Origin of the sequence: Neobacillus drentensis, assembly GCF_036965645.1 — a bacterium.
GTDB lineage: Bacteria > Bacillota > Bacilli > Bacillales > Cytobacillaceae > Neobacillus > Neobacillus drentensis_D.
Genome location: NZ_JBALPZ010000105.1, coordinates 1 through 19323, shown reverse-complemented (window position 1 = coordinate 19323; position 19323 = coordinate 1). Strand labels below are relative to the sequence as shown.

The 19323-nt window shown below is 39.2% G+C and carries 18 protein-coding genes and 1 pseudogene; 6 read left to right on the top strand and 13 right to left on the bottom strand.

Annotation, left to right across the window (positions count from 1 at the left end):
- Positions 1 to 62 precede the first annotated feature (62 nt).
- The 5 genes from bcp to V7266_RS19335 form a co-directional block, all read right to left on the bottom strand.
- Entirely contained in the window at positions 63 to 533 is a 471-nt protein-coding gene (gene bcp, locus V7266_RS19355) for a thioredoxin-dependent thiol peroxidase (RefSeq protein WP_335470047.1), read from the bottom strand.
- Positions 534 to 645: 112 nt separating this feature from the next.
- Entirely contained in the window at positions 646 to 1035 is a 390-nt protein-coding gene (locus V7266_RS19350; protein ID WP_255286546.1) for a potassium channel family protein, read from the bottom strand.
- A 120-nt stretch (positions 1036 to 1155) separates the two neighbouring features.
- Complete coding sequence (locus V7266_RS19345) at positions 1156 to 1941, bottom strand: ABC transporter permease (RefSeq protein WP_335470044.1); 786 nt, start codon at positions 1939 to 1941, stop codon at positions 1156 to 1158.
- Between the two features lie 3 nt (positions 1942 to 1944).
- On the bottom strand, positions 1945 to 2736 hold the full coding sequence (locus tag V7266_RS19340; protein ID WP_335470042.1) for an ABC transporter permease: 792 nt from the start codon (positions 2734 to 2736) through the stop codon (positions 1945 to 1947).
- Positions 2729 to 3745 carry an ABC transporter ATP-binding protein gene (locus tag V7266_RS19335; protein ID WP_335470040.1) on the bottom strand — a complete coding sequence of 339 codons (1017 nt, stop codon included), beginning with the start codon at positions 3743 to 3745 and terminating at the stop codon, positions 2729 to 2731. The genes V7266_RS19340 and V7266_RS19335 overlap by 8 nt, the downstream gene beginning before the upstream one ends.
- Before the next feature lie 165 nt (positions 3746 to 3910).
- Between V7266_RS19335 and V7266_RS19330 the strand changes: the two genes are divergently transcribed.
- The 3 genes from V7266_RS19330 (at position 3911) to V7266_RS19320 (ending at position 11242) form a co-directional block, all read left to right on the top strand.
- Complete coding sequence (locus V7266_RS19330; protein WP_335470038.1) at positions 3911 to 5206, top strand: glutamate-1-semialdehyde 2,1-aminomutase; 1296 nt, start codon at positions 3911 to 3913, stop codon at positions 5204 to 5206.
- A 316-nt stretch (positions 5207 to 5522) separates the two neighbouring features.
- Positions 5523 to 9992 carry a glutamate synthase-related protein gene (locus tag V7266_RS19325; RefSeq protein ID WP_335470035.1) on the top strand — a complete coding sequence of 1490 codons (4470 nt, stop codon included), beginning with the start codon at positions 5523 to 5525 and terminating at the stop codon, positions 9990 to 9992.
- Between the two features lie 176 nt (positions 9993 to 10168).
- Entirely contained in the window at positions 10169 to 11242 is a 1074-nt protein-coding gene (locus tag V7266_RS19320; protein WP_335470032.1) for an FUSC family protein, read from the top strand.
- 52 nt (positions 11243 to 11294) lie between these two features.
- On the opposite strand, the pseudogene V7266_RS19315 reads toward V7266_RS19320, so the two are convergent.
- The 5 genes and pseudogenes from V7266_RS19315 to fabL form a co-directional block, all read right to left on the bottom strand.
- A pseudogene (locus tag V7266_RS19315) lies at positions 11295 to 13050 on the bottom strand (ABC transporter ATP-binding protein).
- Between the two features lie 85 nt (positions 13051 to 13135).
- Positions 13136 to 13666 (bottom strand): nucleoside tri-diphosphate phosphatase, encoded by a 531-nt coding sequence (gene ntdP / locus V7266_RS19310; protein WP_101647593.1) that lies wholly within the window; start codon positions 13664 to 13666, stop codon positions 13136 to 13138.
- A 193-nt stretch (positions 13667 to 13859) separates the two neighbouring features.
- Positions 13860 to 14117 (bottom strand): YgaB family protein, encoded by a 258-nt coding sequence (locus tag V7266_RS19305; RefSeq protein ID WP_335470030.1) that lies wholly within the window; start codon positions 14115 to 14117, stop codon positions 13860 to 13862.
- A 329-nt stretch (positions 14118 to 14446) separates the two neighbouring features.
- Positions 14447 to 14767 carry a gamma-type small acid-soluble spore protein gene (locus V7266_RS19300; protein WP_335470029.1) on the bottom strand — a complete coding sequence of 107 codons (321 nt, stop codon included), beginning with the start codon at positions 14765 to 14767 and terminating at the stop codon, positions 14447 to 14449.
- 72 nt (positions 14768 to 14839) lie between these two features.
- Positions 14840 to 15589, bottom strand: a complete 750-nt coding sequence (fabL, locus tag V7266_RS19295) for an enoyl-[acyl-carrier-protein] reductase FabL (protein WP_335470026.1) — start codon at positions 15587 to 15589, stop codon at positions 14840 to 14842.
- A gap of 140 nt (positions 15590 to 15729) precedes the next feature.
- Between fabL and V7266_RS19290 the strand changes: the two genes are divergently transcribed.
- Positions 15730 to 15954, top strand: a complete 225-nt coding sequence (locus tag V7266_RS19290; RefSeq protein ID WP_335470024.1) for a hypothetical protein — start codon at positions 15730 to 15732, stop codon at positions 15952 to 15954.
- 36 nt (positions 15955 to 15990) lie between these two features.
- Here the strand turns inward: V7266_RS19290 and mutY are convergent, their stop codons facing one another.
- Positions 15991 to 17091 carry an A/G-specific adenine glycosylase gene (mutY, locus tag V7266_RS19285; RefSeq protein WP_335470022.1) on the bottom strand — a complete coding sequence of 367 codons (1101 nt, stop codon included), beginning with the start codon at positions 17089 to 17091 and terminating at the stop codon, positions 15991 to 15993.
- Between the two features lie 156 nt (positions 17092 to 17247).
- Between mutY and V7266_RS19280 the strand changes: the two genes are divergently transcribed.
- A complete protein-coding gene (locus tag V7266_RS19280; RefSeq protein ID WP_335470020.1) occupies positions 17248 to 18228 on the top strand; it encodes a metal-dependent hydrolase in 981 nt (326 codons plus the stop codon).
- Positions 18229 to 18257: 29 nt separating this feature from the next.
- Here V7266_RS19280 and V7266_RS19275 read toward each other — a convergent pair whose 3' ends face one another.
- A complete protein-coding gene (locus tag V7266_RS19275) occupies positions 18258 to 18509 on the bottom strand; it encodes a YfhJ family protein (protein WP_335470017.1) in 252 nt (83 codons plus the stop codon).
- 129 nt (positions 18510 to 18638) lie between these two features.
- Between V7266_RS19275 and V7266_RS19270 the strand changes: the two genes are divergently transcribed.
- A complete protein-coding gene (locus V7266_RS19270; RefSeq protein ID WP_160725438.1) occupies positions 18639 to 18818 on the top strand; it encodes a small, acid-soluble spore protein K in 180 nt (59 codons plus the stop codon).
- Between the two features lie 89 nt (positions 18819 to 18907).
- On the opposite strand, the gene V7266_RS19265 is transcribed toward V7266_RS19270, so the two are convergent.
- The gene (locus V7266_RS19265) at positions 18908 to 19231 is read right to left on the bottom strand and encodes a YfhH family protein (protein WP_335470014.1); all 324 of its coding nucleotides are present in this window, start codon (positions 19229 to 19231) and stop codon (positions 18908 to 18910) included.
- Positions 19232 to 19323: the final 92 nt, after the last annotated feature.

Here is a 19323-nt window from a genome sequence, read left to right as displayed (position 1 = left end):
CTTTATTGGGTCAGATCAGACTCATCCTTTTTCATTAGTCAGAATGCTGTACTTTGAATGGATTAGACTAAGTTCTCTTTAACATACTGCAAGGCTTCTTCGACATGTCCTTGTACTTTTACCTTGCGCCATTCTTTTACCAGCTTACCTTCCTTATCAATCACAAACGTCGACCGTTCAATGCCCATATACTCTTTTCCAAAGTTTTTCTTTAGCTTCCAGACCTCATACATTTCTGACACTTTATGTTCTTCATCAACTAAGAGCAGGAAGGGCAGATTATATTTTTCAATAAATTTTTCATGCTTTTCTTGAGGGTCTGGACTGACTCCTAAGATTACGCATTCTAATTCTGTAAAGCTTTGATGGTAATCACGAAAATCACATGCCTGTGTGGTGCACCCTGGGGTCATGTCTTTCGGATAGAAATATAATACAATATTTTCCCCTCTAAAATCTGCTAAGCTTACGGTTTTTCCATTTGTTGCCCTTAATTCAAAATCAGGCGCTTGTGTTCCAAGTTCAATTGTCATTTTAACCTATCCTTTGCTCAGTAATATTTGTTCAAGATCCAATTGGTATTTCTATTTATTCTTAGCGTAACCAAACTCACTTAATAACACAACTATATCACTATCAATGAGGCTACTTTTCACTATTTAACACTACTCTAGCAACAAATGCTGCCGGTAATGTATAGCCAATTAATGCTTCAATAACGGCAACCATCCTCCCTAATCCTTGCGGAAGGACATCACCATTTCCTACTGAAAAAAGCGTCATTGCACTAAAATAAAAACTTGATTCAAAAATATTATGATGCGGATGATTTACTTCACGCAAAAGCGGCATACCGATTAAATTAAACAGAATGTAGATCATGCCAAAGCCTAGGATGATTGTTAAATAGACAGCTCCTAAATATAAAAAATTCTCAACCGAAGCAAATTTCCCTCTAAGCGTGTTAGGAATAAATAACGTTCGCAGACTCATAAAAATACAAAATATGACCACCGGGAGTAAGAAATAGAACACAAAAACCACCCCTATTAGAATACGCATTACTCTATTCCTATGCAGGCTTGGACGATTAAATAGCAAAAACCAGGCGCTGGCCTGGTTTCTTTTAATAAATATATGAGTCTGCTTTTTAATTTAATTCCCTGCACCTCGATATTTTTTTACCCCTTGATTCCAAAGCATGACTGAAAGAACGAAGAAAACAACCCCTATCACTGGTGTTAAAAATGAATACCAGTACCACTTCTGTTTCTCAAGGAAAAAGGCTGCAGGGTACACACCCACAAAAGCAAACGGTAAAATCCAAGTTAAAACAAAGCGAATCAACTGATTATAGATATTTACCGGGTATCGGCCGTAATTGCTGATATTATACATCATCGGCATCAGCGATGTCCTAGCATCCGCCCAAAAGCTAGTACAAGCAAGCAGAATAAAGATACCGCCATATACTAGTGCTCCACCAACGACAAAAACTATAAACAAAATCGGGTCATACCAATCTATGTCTAAATGAAGCCTGCTGCCGGCATAGAACATCACGGCAAGCCCTGTAATCGCCCCTAACAATGATTCAAGCTCCAGTCGTTCCAGAATAATTTGAAATAGACTGTGAATGGGCCTCGTTAAAATCCGGTCCAATTCTCCCTTTACAATGTACCGCTCGTTAAAATCCCAAATATTAAAAAAGGCTGAAAAAACCGCAAATGGGACTAAGAAAAATCCATAGATAAAAATAATTTCATCCCTGTTCCATCCGTGCAGTAAATGAGTATGCCCAAATACAACTAAAATAAAAATAAGGTTAATGGCTTGCGAGAGCAAGTCGGAGAAAAACTCAACAAACACATCAGCGCGGTATTGGAATCTCGTTTTTAAATACTGTGATAAATATTGAAAAAACATCGAAAAATAGAACACAGATTACCCCCCTTGAATAATCAACTGTTTTTTTGCTAGATGCCAAAGTAAATAAATTGGCAGCATTAAGATGATTACCCAAATAAATTGCTGGCCAATAGCAGCTATCGCTTGATCATGCGAAAACCCTTTGGTGAAAATCATACTTGGCACATAACTAATTCCTTGGAAAGGCAGAAAGCCCATTATAGATTGCGCCCATCCAGGAAAAAAACTAATTGGCAGAAGAAGCCCTGAAAACAAGTCAATCACCACTCGCTTTGCACGAATTAATCCAGAATTATTATATAAGAAGAAAGTGGTAATACCCGTTAATAAGTTCAGCTCAGTATTAACAAAAAAGCTCAGCATAATAGATATTGCAAATAACCCCCATACACTTAAATCCCAAGTAAATTGAATCGGGAAAATAAAATAAACGATAATAAGTCCAGGCGTTGAAAAGAAGAACAGCCTAAAAAACCCCTCCCCCAAGCCCTGCATCGTTTTCATTCCTAAATAATTGTAGGGTCTGATTAATTCAATCGCGACTTTCCCTTCCATAATCTCTTGAGCCATCTCGCGGTCAAGATTATTAAAATAAAAGGCTCTTGCCATCCAAGAAACCGCTACATAGGTAGTCATTTGGACAACCGAAAGTCCTTGGATCTGTTCTTTTCCACCGTAAATAGCCGTCCATAGAAAATAATAAGCACCAATATTAATACTATAAATGAGAATGCCTGTATAATAATCAGTCCGGTATGCCAGCATCATTAAAAAACGAATTCTAATCATTTCTAAATATTTATCCAACTTCCACAGCACCCTTTTCATAGATATTTCGAATAATTTCTTCTGTCGAAGTTTCATTTATTTTTACATCTTTAATTTTGAATGCCGCAACGACTTGGGCGATAACCTGTGAAATTAATTCATCACGATCCTCTACAGTCGCAGTAAAAATCTGGTCTTTATCATCTACCTCCCACACCACCGGAAGTCCGCTTGTTATTTTTTTTACTGCAGGAATATCGACTGCCTCAAGAAATTGGAATTGCAATTCTTTCTGGTCACCCCATTTTTCCTTTAACTCCCTTAATCCTCCATCATAAATGATGTTGCCTTCATCCAGCATTACAACACGCTCGCACAATGCCTCAATATCCGAGAGGTCATGTGTGGTCAGTAGAATCGTAGTGTTATATTTTTCATTAATTTCTTTCAAGAACTCCCGAATTTTTAACTTTACCAGGACATCTAAACCGATGGTTGGTTCATCTAAGAAAAGCAATGGAGGGTTGTGAATTAAAGCAGCAGCGAGTTCACAGCGCATTCTTTGACCGAGTGATAACTTTCTTACTGGCTTGTCTAAAAGTGGTTCAATATCCAATGTCTTAATGACATGGCTCATATGCTGGTCGTACTCTTCGTCAGATACTTTATAAACTTTTTTTAACAATCGGAATGACTCCTGAACGGCAATATCCCACCATAATTGCGAACGCTGCCCAAAAACAACCCCAATTGTCTGCACAAATCGTTCCCGTTCCTTATGGGGATTCATCCCGTTAACAACGATTTCACCGGATGTCGGGGTTAAGATCCCCGTCAGCATTTTAATAGTGGTCGATTTACCCGCCCCATTTTCGCCAATGTAGCCTACCATTTCGCCTCTTTTGACTGAAAAATTAATATCATTCACAGCAGGTAAAACTTTATAGTTACGGGTAAATAAATCCCGAAATGCGCCCTTTAAACCGGTACGGCTAGAATAGGCTTTAAACTCTTTTCGTAAATTTTTAACATGAATTACATTTTCCATTTTTTCCGTCCTCCTGATCCATTGCCCTAGAGAATTAGTTTAGCCAAATAATAATGATAAAACAACAATCCTTTATTTCAACAAATTTTCTAAAATATAAAACAGATAGAACTCACCCTAAAAAGTGATAAAATAGAGAGATACGTCATTGAAGGAGGAAAGATTGTGCAATTTTCAAATTCAGAAAGATTACATAATGAAGCATTAGAACACATTGTAGGCGGAGTTAACAGCCCTTCAAGGTCTTACAAGGCAGTTGGCGGAGGTTCCCCAGTGGTCATGGAACGAGGTCAAGGCGCTTATTTTTGGGACGTTGACGGCAATCAATATATTGATTATCTGGCCGCTTATGGTCCCATAATTACAGGTCATGCTCACCCACATATTACAGAAGCCATTAAGCGCGCCGCTGAGACCGGAGTGCTCTATGGTACTCCAACCCCGCATGAGGTAAAATTCGCGAAAATGTTAAAGGAAGCTATCCCATCTCTAGATAAAGTTCGTTTTGTCAACTCCGGGACAGAAGCAGTAATGTCTACCATTCGTGTTGCCCGTGCTCATACTGGACGTGATAAGATTATTAAATTTGCAGGCTGTTATCATGGGCATTCGGACCTTGTTCTTGTTGCAGCCGGTTCTGGTCCATCCACACTAGGGACACCGGATTCGGCAGGTGTGCCAAAAAGCATTGCCCAAGAAGTCATCACGGTTCCATTCAATGATATCGAACCGTTTAAACAAGCATTAGAAAAATGGGGCGATCAGGTCGCCGCAGTATTAGTCGAACCAATCGTTGGAAACTTCGGAATAGTTGAACCAAAACCGGGTTTCCTTCAACAAGTGAATGACCTCACCCATGAAGCTGGAGCGCTTGTAATCTATGATGAAGTCATAACAGCCTTTCGTTTTATGTATGGAGGAGCTCAGGATTTATTAGGAGTGCAGCCTGATTTAACAGCATTAGGAAAAATTATCGGCGGCGGTCTTCCAATTGGAGCATACGGCGGACGTAAAGAAATTATGGAGAAAGTGGCACCGCTCGGAACTGCCTACCAAGCGGGGACGATGGCCGGGAACCCTGCCTCGATGCTTTCAGGAATTGCCTGCCTTGAAGTGCTAAAGCAAGAGGGAATTTATGAGTACTTAGATCAACTAGGAGCTATGCTTGAAGAGGGAATTTTGGAAGCTGCGAAGGAGAATGGTATTGAAATAACCATTAACCGTTTAAAGGGTGCTCTAACCGTTTATTTCACGAATGAAAAAATAGAAAACTATGAGCAGGCAGAAAATACCGATAGTCAAATGTTTGCTAAGTTTTTCAAACTTATGCTTCACCAAGGAATTAATCTTGCCCCGTCAAAATATGAAGCTTGGTTTCTAACCATTGCCCATACAGAAGAAGACATTGAAGCGACATTACACGCGGTAAGAAATGCATTTTCTTCACTAAGAGCCGAATAATTATGCATATTTTATGCAATAAAGGGAGTGGAAATTACTCCCTTTTATTTTTAAAACGCAAATGAAAACGGTTACACTAACCTGTTTTTTCCTGAAATTGAATATATTTTAGTACACTTTTTTATCCAAAATAATGTATGTTTATTTGATTTCTGAAAATTCTTGTGATAATATTAGCTTATTATTTCTTTTCTTATCTTTAACTTTTTTTCTCATAAAGAGGTATACAATTCATTACTGCAAAAGTAGATTTATAAATCAATAGTATCATAGGAGGTGAAATGGCTTTAACGGTAAACCGATAAAGCCAAGTATAATGTCACAAAACTGGACCCCTTCCCTATTTAAAGATTTCCATAAGCAAGAACACGATGCCTGTGGAATTGTAGCATGTCTTGAAAAAAGTAAAATCCCGACTAGAAAAAATATTTTTGACTGTATAGAGGCTCTTGTTACCATGAACCACCGCGCTGGTTTTATTAATGGCGAAGGTGATGGTGTTGGGATCCATATGGATATTCCAACGAAGCTTTGGAAAGAAAAACTAACTGCTGCCGGCATTGATGCAAACCTTGCAGATCAAGAGGATTTTGCTGTTGGTCATGTGTTTGTCAGCCAAAAGGTAAACTGGGAGTCTACCAAACAAGAACTACAAAAAAAGCTAGAAAAATACGAGCTTACCTTAGTTTTTGAGACAGATGAAGTGACAGACTCTTCAGCCCTAGGTCCAATAGCTATCCAGGAAAACCCAGTGTTTTGGCAATTTGCCTGTGTTTCTAAAAAGAAAGGTAAGGAACTTACAAAGAGTCTCTTTGACGCCCTTATCGATTTTGAGATTAACGAACACGTTCACGTGGCATCACTTAGTCAAAATCATGTAGTTTATAAAGTAATGGGTGCGGGGGATATTTTGCCTCGCTACTATCATGACTTAGCGAATCCACTTGTCGCTTCAACTATGACTCTTGGCCATAATCGTTATTCTACAAACACGTTATCAAGCTTTTTCCGGGTTCAGCCATTTAGTGTTCTAGGTCACAATGGAGAAATTAACACTATTGCTAAGCTTCGTGACGAAGCAAGAATGATTGGGGTTCCGTTAGTTAAAGACGGAAGTGATTCCCAGGATTTAAGCCGTACAATGGAAACATTAATCTGCCGTGACGGTTACTCTTTATTTGAAACAATGGATTTATTGTTTCCTCCAATCGTAAATGAAATCAAAGCTTATCCTGAACATCTTCAGGATTTATATACGTATCTTCGTGAAGCATGGGGACATTTTGCACAAGGACCAGCAGGTATTATCTCCCGCTATGGTGATGAGGCAGTATTTAGTGTAGATGCTTTAGGATTACGTCCACTATGGATGCTTGAAACTGAAAGCTCTTATCTCTTCTCTTCTGAGCCGGGAATTATTCCTTCAAGTGAATATGTAAATGATCCAAAGCCATTAGCACCTGGTGAGAAGGTTGGTTTTAAATGGAACGGTGATACATTAGAGGTTTTCGAGCATAGCCGTTACCAAAACGAAGTTTACAGCCGTTTCAATGATCGCTTAAGCTTAAGTGAATCAAGAGTAAGGCTTCAGCCTCCAACATTTAATAAAACTGTTACAATGAGTTATCCAGATAAAATCCATAACGGACAATATAAGGCATTCGGCTGGGAACGTGATCATATCCAGCTAATTGAACAAATGGCCGAAAAAGGTGTCGAGCCGATTCGTTCATTAGGACATGACGCCCCTCTTGCCGCTCTAAATCCAGAGCGAGTGAACATCGCTGACTACATTAAAGAAAGTGTTGCCGTTGTAACGAACCCTGCCATTGACCGTGATCGTGAAACAGAGCATTTCTCTACACGTGTAATCGTCGGTAAACGTCCAGTCTTATTTGCTGCTGAAAAGGCAAATGCAGTTATTGAGCTAACTACTCCTCTTTTATTAGAAGGAAAAGCTGGATTCTTATGTGCAGAAGCGGTAGGACAGCCTAGTTTTGATCAGGTAGTCCAACATTTCCAAGAGCTTAAATTAGCTGCCTTTATCTCTACAACGTTTGCAAGCAGCGAAAATTTGGATGAAGCCTTAGAAAGACTGGCAAAAGAAGCTGTTCAAGCTGTTCAAGCAGGTAAAACGCTGCTGATCCTTGATGATGCAAAAGCACACCAAGAAGATTCTTACTGGATTGATCCACATTTAGCAACATCTGCGATTGATCAGGCATTAGTAAAAGCTGAATTAAGAAGAGAATGTTCTTTACTATTACGTTCAGCAGCCATTCGTTCGCTTCATGATGTTATTACAGTTTTCGGTTTAGGAGCAGATTTGATTAGCCCTTATTACATGTTCTTAACCGTTCAAGATGAAACAACTAAGCCGTTAACAAACTTATATAGTGCTTTAACAAAAGGATTAGAAAAGGTAATTTCTACAATCGGAATTCACGAGCTTCGCGGATATGGCAGACTGTACTCCAGCATTGGGTTACATGAGGAAGTTGCCAAAGTATTAAATATTGTAAACTTCTTTGGTTCAAATGAAATCAAGATGGATTTCGAAGCAATGAAGCAAGAGTCTCTTAAAAGAGCAGAAGATTACCAGAATGATAAGGAAAGAGTTGGCAAAACGTTCCACCTCTTCCCACGTATTTGGAAGGCAATTGGTGAAGTCGCTTCTACCGGTGATTATAACGCTTACCGTGATAAAATCACCGAGCAGGAAGAACAAAACCCGACTACTATTCGCCATCTGGTATCTCTTAAAAAGAGCAACAGACAAGTATCACCAGAAGAAGTGGATCTTCGTGTTGGGGAACATGACTTACCATTCTTAATTTCTTCGATGTCATTTGGCTCCCAAAATGAAATTGCCTTCAGAGCTTATGCCGAAGGTGCTGATCGTTTGAACATGGTAAGTTTAAATGGTGAGGGCGGAGAAATTAAAGATATGCTTGGTAAATATCCAAAAACAAGAGGACAGCAAATCGCTTCCGGCCGTTTCGGGGTAAATGCCGAACTATTAAACTCTTCAAACCTATTAGAAATTAAGATTGGTCAAGGGGCAAAGCCTGGTGAAGGCGGTCACTTACCAGGATCAAAGGTTACAGCAAAGGTTGCAGCCGCTCGTAACGCTACACTTGGTTCTGATTTGATTTCACCATCAAATAACCATGATATCTATTCAATTGAAGATTTGGCACAAATGATTTTAGAATTAAAAACAGCCAACGACCAAGCTAAAATTGCGGTTAAAGTACCTGTTGTACCAAATATCGGTACAATCGCTGTGGGTATTGCAAAAGCTGGTGCTGATATTATCACACTAAGCGGCTTTGATGGCGGTACAGGTGCGGCTAGAATCCATGCTCTTCAATATGTTGGCTTACCTGTTGAAATCGGGGTAAAAGCAGCTCACAATGCTCTATTAGAAAGCGGTCTTCGCCATAAAGTAGAAATCTGGGCAGACGGCGGTATGAAGAGCGCCATGGATGTTATCAAGATTATGCTTCTAGGTGCTAACCGTGTTGGTTTCGGTACATTAGCAATGCTATCAATTGGTTGTACAACATGCCGCGGTTGTCATTTGGATACTTGTCATGTTGGGATTGCAACCCAAATTGAATCAGAGGCACAAGCCAAAGAACACGGCCTGCGTCGTTTTGTTCCAAGACAATTGGATTTAGCAGTACAAGGAATTATGAATCTATTTACCGCATTTGGAACTGAATTAAAAGCACTTGCTGCTTCATTGGGAATTAAAAATCTACAAGATGCAGTAGGTCATTCTGAACTACTTGAGCAGATTAAGGGAGAAAATCAACTCAGCCTTTCTCACTTGTTAAAACCTCTTGAAATTAGCCAATTTGCTAAAGTAGAAGCTTCAAAATCTATGGATGAAGTTCAAATGCAGGTGGCTGCGGGTGCAGAATATCTTGATGCGAGTGTAGATCAGCTTCATTCTTCACGCGAGTTCTTAAGTGTAACATCTGAACAAAGAGTATTAGGAAGCAGGGTATCCTGCCATCGTGTCCGCGGCAGACTAGATGGTTCCTATAAACAGCTGGCTCCTGTTCAGCTCAAATATAAGGAAGGTTCTATCCCTGGTAACGGTTTAGGAGCCTATAACAGTGAAGGAATTGAAATTACTGTTAATGGCGGCGGACAAGACGGAGTCGGAAAGACTTCCTTTGGCGGTAATATTCATGTTCTGAAGTCTAAAGGTAAAAATGGCCGTTATCTCAATGGCTCAGTTGGTAAAGGTTTTGGTTACGGTGCTCAAAAAGGTCTCCTGGTTGCTCAAGGAAACGCTGATGCACGTGCAGGAATCCGTCTCTCTGGCGCTGATTTAATTATTGGCGGCGGCGTGAAGAAGCCTATCCCTGAGAAAGAAACTGGAAATATCGGAGCAAATGCAAATATCAAAGGTTTTGCCTTTGAATATATGACAAATGGCCGCGGCCTTGTACTTGGTGACCCAGGTCCATGGATCTGTGCAGGTATGACCGGTGGTGTGATTTATGTCCGTCATCAGCCTGAAATGGGTCTAACTAAAGAGGCGATTCAGCGACGTGTGGCAAAAGGTGCCAAAGTTTCGGTAGTAAATGTAGACGAAAAAGGTAAAAAGGATATCAATGAACTTTTAAGTCAATATACTGATCTGTTAGCACAAAACGGTCAATCTGAAGAAGCAAATGATCTTAAAGCCCTTTTAGTAAATCTGGAAAATCACTTTGTACAAATCCTTCCTGTTAAAGAGCAGGCAGATCCATCTGTATCAACAGAATGATTTATATATGTAAAAAAACGTCCGCCATTACGAGCGGGCGTTTTTTTACATTTTTTTATGATAAACTGAATATATAAATTGATATAATACCTCTTGATAAAATGGGGTAAACATTGTATAGTACATATTTGTTATTCATTGAAAAGACAACGAACATTTGAAAGGAAATTAATTAAATGAAGTTAGGTGCCCGCATTTTAAAAACGGGAATAGCCATTGCATTATCCCTTTTTATTGGCCAGCTGCTGCATTCACCCTCCCCTGTCTTTGCCGGGATTGCAGCAATCTTTGCGATTCAGCCGACCATATACCGCTCTTATTTGACCATTATTGAACAAATTCAAGGAAATATAATTGGGGCATTATTGGCGGTCATTTTTGTTCTCCTTTTAGGAAATCACATTATTGTCATCGGATTGGCCGCCATAATTGTTATTCTTTTAAATCTTAAGCTTAAACTAGAGAATACAATTGGATTATCACTCGTAACCTTAATTTCAATCATGGAGACGCAAAGCGGTAATTTTATTCAGTTTGCAGGTATTCGCTTCTCGACCATCATGATTGGGGTATTCTCCGCATTTTTGGTCAATCTCATCTTTATGCCGCCAAAGTATGAAAACAAACTTTACTTTAAAATCGTAAATACAACAGAAGAAATCATTAAGTGGATTCGCTTAAGCACCAGACATGACTATGATCACCATTTACTTAAAGCAGATATTCGGACATTTAAAGAGAGCATCCAGTCAATGGAGCAGTTGTATACGATGTATAAAGAGGAACGCAGTTATTTTAAAAGAGTGAAACTTGAAAAGTCTCGAAAACTGGTTATTTATCGTCAATTAAATATAACAGCTAAAAAAGCTTTGGATACTTTAAAAAGGCTCCATCGCTTTGAAAACGAACTTTTACAGCTTCCTGAAAGCTTTAAACAGTCCATCCAAGACCAATTAGACAGCTTAATCTATCATCATGAACAGGTTTTGCTCCGCTTTATTAGAAAAGTGCCCACTCCGTCCTCAGGTGACAAAGAAACTAATTACATTAATAAAAAAGAGCTGTTCGATTTTTATCTAAAACATGTTAGAGAAAATGACGATCATGATAACCCGCATTTATATCATTCCATGCAAATTATCGCAACCATTATTGATTACGGAGAACAAGTCGAACATCTTGATACCTTAATAACCAGTTTTCATTCCTATCATCATAATGAGGTATCGGTCGAAGAAAAACATGAATAAACAGAAAAGAACCGGAGCATCAACCTGCTCGGGTTCTTTTCTGTTTGTATCCCTAAATAGATACCTGCTCATTCTTACTTTCAAGCTGCTGGACCTGAAATAACTTATAATAATTTCCTTGTTTAGCCATCAGTTCTTCATGTGACCCAATCTCAACAATTTGACCATGTTCGATTAGCACAATTCGGTTAGCATGGGTAATGGTCGATAAGCGATGAGCGACAATAAAGGTTGTTCTATCTTTTGCCAGCTCCTCTAGTGATTCCTGTATGAGATGTTCACTTTCTAGGTCTAAAGCAGAAGTCGCTTCATCCAAGATTAAAATAGGGGGATTTTTTAAGAATACCCTGGCAATTGCAACGCGCTGCTTTTGACCGCCAGATAGTTTTACTCCCCGCTCCCCAACCTTGGTGTTGTATCCCTCCGCCAGGTTTAAGATAAACTCATGCGCGTTTGCTGCTTTGGCTGCATGGAACACTTCCTCATCTGTTGCATTAGGTTTCCCTAACAAAATGTTATCTTTAACAGATTCACTAAATAAGATATTATCTTGAAAAACAACACCTATTTTGTCTCTAAGAGTTTGAACTTTAAATTCACGGATATCCACACCATCTAAAGTAATTTTCCCTTGTGTAACATCATAGAAACGAGGTATGAGACTAACAAGGGTTGACTTTCCTCCTCCGCTCATCCCGACAAGTGCGATTGTTTCACCCTTCTTCACATTTAAATGAATGTCTTTTAATACCATTTCTTCCGCTCGATCATAAGAAAAGAAAACATGTTCAAATGATAGATCTCCATGTACCTCACTGCAGTCTCGGGCATTTCCCTTATCCACAATGTCATATTTCTCGTCTAAAAATTCAAATACCCGGTCCATTGAAGCAAATGATTGTGTAATGGTCGTCGATGAATTCACAAGTCTTCTTAAGGGATTATATAGTTTATCAATATAGGCAAAAAAAGCGACCATTGTTCCTAGTGTCAATTGATGCTCAATCACTAGGTAAGCTGAGTATCCAATTACAATTAGCGGCGCGATATCCGTAATTGTATTAACAGCTGCAAATGACTTAGCGTTCCAGCTTGTATGCTGCAAGGCTTTTTCTAAAAAATTTTTATTTTGCTTATCAAACTGAGTCTGTTCAAACTTCTCTATTGCAAAGCTTTTAATCACTGGCATGCCCTGCACTCTTTCATGCAAATAACTCTGCACTTCGGCTAAGGCCTGTGAACGATTCCTTGTTAATATTCGAAGTTTTCCAAAAAAGTACCGAACCGAAAAGGCATATAGTGGAAATAATAATATTGATACAACGGTTAATTTAACATNNAATAATAGCAATTACGATCGTAGCAATATCAAGCCAAAGATTCATTAATCCAGAAATAACAAACGTCTTTGTCTGCTCAACATCATTAATGACACGGGAAATGATTTCTCCAGCACGGTTATTCGAAAAATAACGAAAGCTAAGCTTTTGAATATGGGTATACATCTGATCACGTATATCATATAGAATTTGGCTCGAGGTCCATTGAGCGAAATACTGTCGGTAATATTCAATCGGCGGTCTTAGAATGACAAAAACAACCACCATAGCCCCCATAATCAGCATAAGTTTATGTACCTTTTCGTCATGGGACAAGCCATGATTCCCAACAATATCATCCACCACATACTTTATCAGCATAGGTATAATCAGTGGTATAGAAAATTTAATGATCCCAATGAAAATCGTCCATAAAATTTGTAAACGATACGGTTTCACAAATTGCAAATATCTGCGAATACTGTTCAAGCAATCCCCTCCTCCTTTTAAAATGTATAAACAGACAAGAACCTGTTACTCTCCGAGAACAGGTTCTTTATCAGCTGAAGCATATTTAACGTCTGTAAGTTAAATAACGTTCATACCAAATATCGATAAAATCTGGCGCAAAAGGACCGTTACGCTGACGAATCCATTGAATTAGTTTATCAACATTTCTCTTTAAAATTTTATCAATGACATCGGGATAGTTCATCTCACGACGATGCCGTTCATACTCATCCTCGTCTAGTAAGTTAAAGGTCATATCCGGGTACACTTTGATATCAAGATCATAATCAATATACTTAAGTGCTTCACCATCGAAAATAAACGGTGAACTAATATTGCAGTAATAGTAAATACCGTCTTCGCGGATCATTCCAATTACGTTGAACCAGTATTGTGAGTGGAAATAACAAATTGCCGGTTCTCTTGTAATCCATGTTCTCCCATCTGACTCTGTTACAAGTGTCCGATCATTTCCGCCAATCACCAAATTCTGCGACCCTTTTAAAACAGTTGTTTCTTCCCAGACGCGATGGATGTGCCCATTGTGTTTATAGCTATGTATTTGCATTGGTTCACCTTCGATGGGTACGACCATTTTCTCCCCTACCTTCATTTCTGAACGCTTTGAAACCTATTTCATATACTTAAATAACGACAAAAGGTAACAAAGTGAAATTCCTATTTTTTATTATTATAACGGTTAACACAAGAATTTAAAACAAAAGAGCCAGAAATCACTGGCTCTTTGTAAAAAATTGTGTATTTTTACCTTTTTTTTTGATCCAAATTTACAAAGAAGGGGTTAAATTCATTTCCCGGTAGGAGTTAATGACCTCTTCTGTTTGCTTCTCAAAAATTAGCTGTATTTCTTTAAGCTCACTTTTCATAGTCTGAATATCGTTTTGAATGCTTTCCAGATTAGTCTCATTTTGTAATGTCTGAAGTTCTTCTTCAATTTGTTGGCATCTCTCAAGTTCTGATTGCAAATATAGTAATTTCTCCATTGTTACCATTTGTTCGGAAACTAATCGGTTAAAGTGATCCATTTCCCTCACCGCCTTTTTTAAGCTACTATATGTATTCTTGAACAACAGCATTTTCCCTTTGACTTTTTCTGTAGACATAAGAGAAGTTTTGTCGAACACAGAAAAGCGGAAGCGCCTTGATTAGGGAAAAAGTAGTTCATTTTTTCCTAGGGGCGACAGGCATAAGACGGGCCGGCGGAAAGGCTGCTCTTTAGCCTTTCTGACGGATTGGCTTATGACCCCGAGCCCCTAGGCGCTGGAGCTAGACAAACAGAAAAGCGGAAGCGCCTTGAAAACAGGAAAGAAGACACTCTTACGAATGAAGAGTGCCTTCTTAATAAGTATTCTTATTAGCTTTGGCCGAATTGACCGCTGCCTTGGTTCTTACGAGCTTGAGATTGTTGATTTTGTTGTCTTACTTCTTGAGCGTTAGTTTCGCTTGCGAATTCAGTTCCAAATGAACCAGCAGCTGCTCCAGTAGCGCTTGCTCCTGCAGAACCAGCAGATTGAGCATTTTGCTTTCTTACTTCTGCAGCATTAGTTTCACTTGCGAATTCAGTTCCAAATGAACCTGCAGCACCAGCACCAGTTGATTGAGCGTTTTGTTGTCTTACTTCCTGGATGTTAGTTCCTGCTGAAGTTTTGTTTGGCTGTTGATTGAAGTTTGCCATTGATATCACCTCCACGAAATTAATATGTCCCGGCTTCGTGGAGAATATCCAAAAAAATTATTTAAAAATAATTTAAACGAGTAAAGAAATTCCGCCATCAACAATAATTGTTTGTCCTCTGATCATGCTGGATTCGTCTGATAAAAGGAACATGACACTATTAACGATGTCATCTATTTCCACCATTCGTCCCGCTGGGGTTTTTTCCCTCGCCTCTTGCAAAAGTTCTTCCCTGTTAGGAAAATGCTTTAATGCCTCAGTATCCACTGCCCCGCCAGAAACAGCATTAACAATGATATTTTTTTGTGCTAACTCGACTGCTAAATATCTCGTCAACGCTTCAAGTGCTGCTTTAGAAACACCTACAACCGTATAATTTTCTAAATAACGAATGGAGCCAAGAGAACTGATGCTGACGATTTTCCCGCCACCGTTTCTTTCCATTAGTTTTGCAGCTTCTTGTGCACAAAATAAAAGAGCTTTACTGTTGATATTTAACGTCCAATCCCAATGCGACTCTTCTAATTCCATTACTGGACGTTGTACTCCAGAAGCCGCATTATTAACAAAGATATCCAAGCGCCCAAATTCTTGGTCGATTTGAGCAAACATATCCTTTATTTTAGCTACATCTCCTACATTGGCCTTTACTACCAATACTCTCCTGCCCATGCCTTCAATCTGTTCTGCAACCTCAAGGGCTGACTTTTTACTACGAGCATAGTTAATTACTATATCATAGCCTGCTTCTGCTAAGCGAAGGGCCGTTACCTTGCCAATCCCTCTACTGCTTCCTGTAATGAGTGCCACTTTTTGTGTCATAATTCTAATTCCCTTCTATGTAATATGTTTTCGAAACCCACGAAAGCTTCACTTTTCTATTCATTTTATCTTTTCCATGAATAGAAGACAATGAATATAAAACACTAAAAACAAATACAAGTTAGGGGGAGTTCAAGGATATGTACGTAGGACGGGATATGACAGAGCTTTCAATGATGGCGAAAACCAATTGGAAGGATAGTGAATTAGCCTTTTTTCATCACTCGTTTCAACAAATTGCCCCGTATCTAAATAGTGAGGGTCAAACGATTCATCGAGAGATTATTGAAGAAATTGAACAACGCGGCGGGATGAAACGTCAAGAGGCGGATTATACGCATGGAACCAAAACAGTTTATGATTAATATAATTTAAAAAAAGGAATAAACGCTAATAGGCGTTTATTCCTCAAGGGATTTTTTATACATTTGGTAGATTTTTTGATAGGATACTGGAAAAGCGTACTCCTCCATTTCATCAAAGGAGACAAGCTTCCAATCCTCCCTTTCCTGAAAATCGGCGAACAGTGTTCCAGTATAAACCTTTATGTTCCATACCAAATGCGAGAATACATGATCAATTTGACCAATAATTTTCCCTAAATTTGTATCTAACTGCAGTTCTTGTTTAAAAAGGTTAACAACTTGATCACGTTCATTTTGTAAGTTGTGGTGCAGCTCAACATTTGGGAATTCCCATAAATTCGCAAGCAACCCACTTGCTGGACGCTTGTGGATCAGTATTTTTCCTTCTGAGTTTGAAAGGACCGCAGCAGCAAGGTTAACATTCCTTGTTTTCGTTTTTTTGGTTTTAACAGGCAACTCTTCTTGGACGCCCTCGAAAAAGGCCTGACAGTGCTCTCGTACAGGGCATAATAAGCACGAAGGCGATGTAGGTGTGCATATTAAAGCACCCAGCTCCATTAAGGCTTGATTAAATGCCGATGGATCTTCATGTGAAATTAAATTACGAACTGCTTGTTCAAAAATTTTCCTGGAAGATGGTTTAGCAATATCATCCCAGATCGATAGTATTCGGGATAGTACCCTCATTACATTTCCATCTACAGCAGGCTCTGGTATGCCATAGGCGATACTTAAAATAGCCCCTGCCGTATAAGGTCCTACTCCCTTTAGTTCAGAGATTTCCTTCGGTGAATTCGGCACTTCTCCGTTATATTTCTCTTTAACTTCCTTCACAGCGGATTGAAGATTTCTCACGCGAGAATAATAGCCAAGACCTTCCCAAGCTTTAAGCACCTTATCTTCATCAGCCTCAGCCAAGACATCAATTGTCGGAAACCATTCAATAAATCGATTAAAATAAGGGATGACCGTATCCACTCTTGTCTGCTGAAGCATAATTTCTGAAACCCACACCTTGTAAGGGTCCTGGTCCTTCCGCCAGGGCAGGTCACGTTGTTCTCTTTTAAACCAGGAAATTAAATCATCTTGAAATGCATTTATATTGATTCTTTCAGAATTTTCATGTTCAATAATCATAACTTTTGTTCCTCCAGGTTGTTAAACACCACGAAAAAAGGGAAAATAATAATAAAAGCGCAAATGCGTTGATCTGGACCTTTTATACGTCCATTCATTTACCATAAGCTAATTTATCTTTTTTGACAAGAATATTATTAAAGGGGGAATTTCCTTTTGGATACTGGAACTCATGTGGTAATGGGTATTGCTTTAGGCGGTCTTGCAACGCTGGATCCGGTAGTGGCTGGCAGTCATGCTACCGCGGTAAGTGTATTAATTGGAACGATTGCAGGCTCACAAATCCCAGATATTGACACTGTATTAAAACTTAGAAATAATGCGATATATATCCGAAATCATCGTGGAGTGACCCATTCCATTCCCGCTGTCATTTTATGGCCACTCCTTATAATAGCGGTGATTTATCCGTTTTTCTTAGGTGCAAACCTTTTGCATTTATGGGCTTGGACTTTCGCTGCAGTGTTTATTCATGTTTTTGTGGACATTTTCAATGCCTATGGGACACAGGCGCTAAGACCCTTCTCTTCTAAATGGGTAGCGCTTGGAGTCATTAATACGTTTGATCCAATTATTTTCACTATTCATATTATCGGCATATTTATTTGGATGCTTGGGGCAAAGCCGGGAGTTACCTTTTTAGTTATGTATGCTGTCATCATCCTCTATTATGTTCGGAGATATTTAGCGAAGAATAGTGTGTTGAAGGAAGTAAAAAAACTCATTCCGGATGCTACAGAAGTGATTATTGCACCAACCATGAGGTTTCATCAATGGAGAATTGCCGCGATGAATAAGGAGCAATTTTTTGTAGGGAAATCCGTTAATAATCAGGTTGAAATCTTAGATCGGTTTATCCGGATTCCTGTTCCAAAGACACCTGTCATCGAAGCGGCTAAAAAGGATAACAACCTGTCAGCTTTTCTTTCATTCTCTCCGGTTTACCGATGGGAAGTGGATGAATATACTGATTTTTATGAGGTCCGCTTTATTGACTTACGTTATCGAAGCAATGGGCATTACCCATTTGTGGCGGTTGTTCAATTGGATCGCGACCTTCAGCCTATTAGTTCTTATACCGGCTGGGTGTTCAGTGAGAAGAAATTACGGAAGAAGTTGAGTATTATCCCCAGTTAAGAAGGGCTGACTTAGGAAGCCCTTCTTTCTTATTGAATCAGGAATTTTTTATATTTTGGATTGGTTGCTACAAACTCATGAAGATTACCGCCATAATTTTTAATCCACTGTGTAACAATTTTTTCAGCCATTTCACTGCCCTTGTATTCCCAGCCAGCTTTGGCATAGGAGGTTTCAAAGTCATCCCATAATAACTCCACCCATGTACGAGCTTGTTCATAGCTGAGTTGTCCGTTTTTTTCCATTAACATCTTAATCAATCTTTCCTGGTTTTCATTCATCCACAACACCTCATTACCATTTTCTTTTAAAATAACCGTCAATCAATAAGTCCATACTAACGGTACGTGGTTAGCACTTTGGATATGATGCTTTTCACGTTTTACTCATTCCCTAACTGGAGGTAAAGCATGAGAAATAAGGCCACTAATTTCCCAAATCAGAATAATAACAAACTTGAGGGAGAACCACGAGCTAAAGCAGAGTATGCTTCCACAAGAGCTGACGGCAGCATCAATACACATCCGCAAGAACGTATGCGGGCTTCTGGTGAGCGTGATGATGAATCACCACAAGCAGTCTGGAAATAAAGAGCTACAGCACCATTAATCAGCACTGTAGCTTACCAACTTCTCATAGTACTACAGACAAACCAGAGTCATACCTCTGGTTTGTCCATTTATGTTAACCGTGTTAATACCGAGATCGGCAGTGCTTCCTCTTTACCGTCACCTTTTAAGCGGAAGCCCCAGGCAAACACACCATTCATATAATCAATTTTAAAATATTGTCCAGGGTCCCCTTCAATTTGATAAATTTCTCCTGGCTTAAATGAATCTGGGTCCATCATATAAGCGCGCGCCATTTGTACTTTTCTTTCTAGGACAGCAAATTCATTCACCATTCCCATTTGCTCAGCCTTTCTTGCCTTTTCCTTAAGTTCTGCTATTTCCTGCCGCAGTTCAAATTCAGTCATTTCACTGTAACGTTTTTCTTTTTGCATGTAGGTCCCACTTCCCTCTTCTCTTTATAGTATATTAATATTTGTCTGAAATTTCGGCCTCATTCGGACAGCCAGCACCGGGTTTCTCTTTG

Coding starts and splice junctions, on each gene's coding strand:
- bcp (WP_335470047.1), bottom strand. CDS start 533: ATGACAATTGAACTTGGAACACAAGCGCCTGATTTTGAATTAAGGGCA.
- V7266_RS19335 (WP_335470040.1), bottom strand. CDS start 3,745: ATGGAAAATGTAATTCATGTTAAAAATTTACGAAAAGAGTTTAAAGCC.
- V7266_RS19325 (WP_335470035.1), top strand. CDS start 5,523: ATGTCACAAAACTGGACCCCTTCCCTATTTAAAGATTTCCATAAGCAA.
- V7266_RS19320 (WP_335470032.1), top strand. CDS start 10,169: ATGAAGTTAGGTGCCCGCATTTTAAAAACGGGAATAGCCATTGCATTA.
- ntdP (WP_101647593.1), bottom strand. CDS start 13,666: ATGGTCGTACCCATCGAAGGTGAACCAATGCAAATACATAGCTATAAA.
- V7266_RS19305 (WP_335470030.1), bottom strand. CDS start 14,117: ATGGATCACTTTAACCGATTAGTTTCCGAACAAATGGTAACAATGGAG.
- V7266_RS19300 (WP_335470029.1), bottom strand. CDS start 14,767: ATGGCAAACTTCAATCAACAGCCAAACAAAACTTCAGCAGGAACTAAC.
- fabL (WP_335470026.1), bottom strand. CDS start 15,589: ATGACACAAAAAGTGGCACTCATTACAGGAAGCAGTAGAGGGATTGGC.
- V7266_RS19290 (WP_335470024.1), top strand. CDS start 15,730: ATGTACGTAGGACGGGATATGACAGAGCTTTCAATGATGGCGAAAACC.
- mutY (WP_335470022.1), bottom strand. CDS start 17,091: ATGATTATTGAACATGAAAATTCTGAAAGAATCAATATAAATGCATTT.
- V7266_RS19275 (WP_335470017.1), bottom strand. CDS start 18,509: ATGAATGAAAACCAGGAAAGATTGATTAAGATGTTAATGGAAAAAAAC.
- V7266_RS19270 (WP_160725438.1), top strand. CDS start 18,639: ATGAGAAATAAGGCCACTAATTTCCCAAATCAGAATAATAACAAACTT.
- V7266_RS19265 (WP_335470014.1), bottom strand. CDS start 19,231: ATGCAAAAAGAAAAACGTTACAGTGAAATGACTGAATTTGAACTGCGG.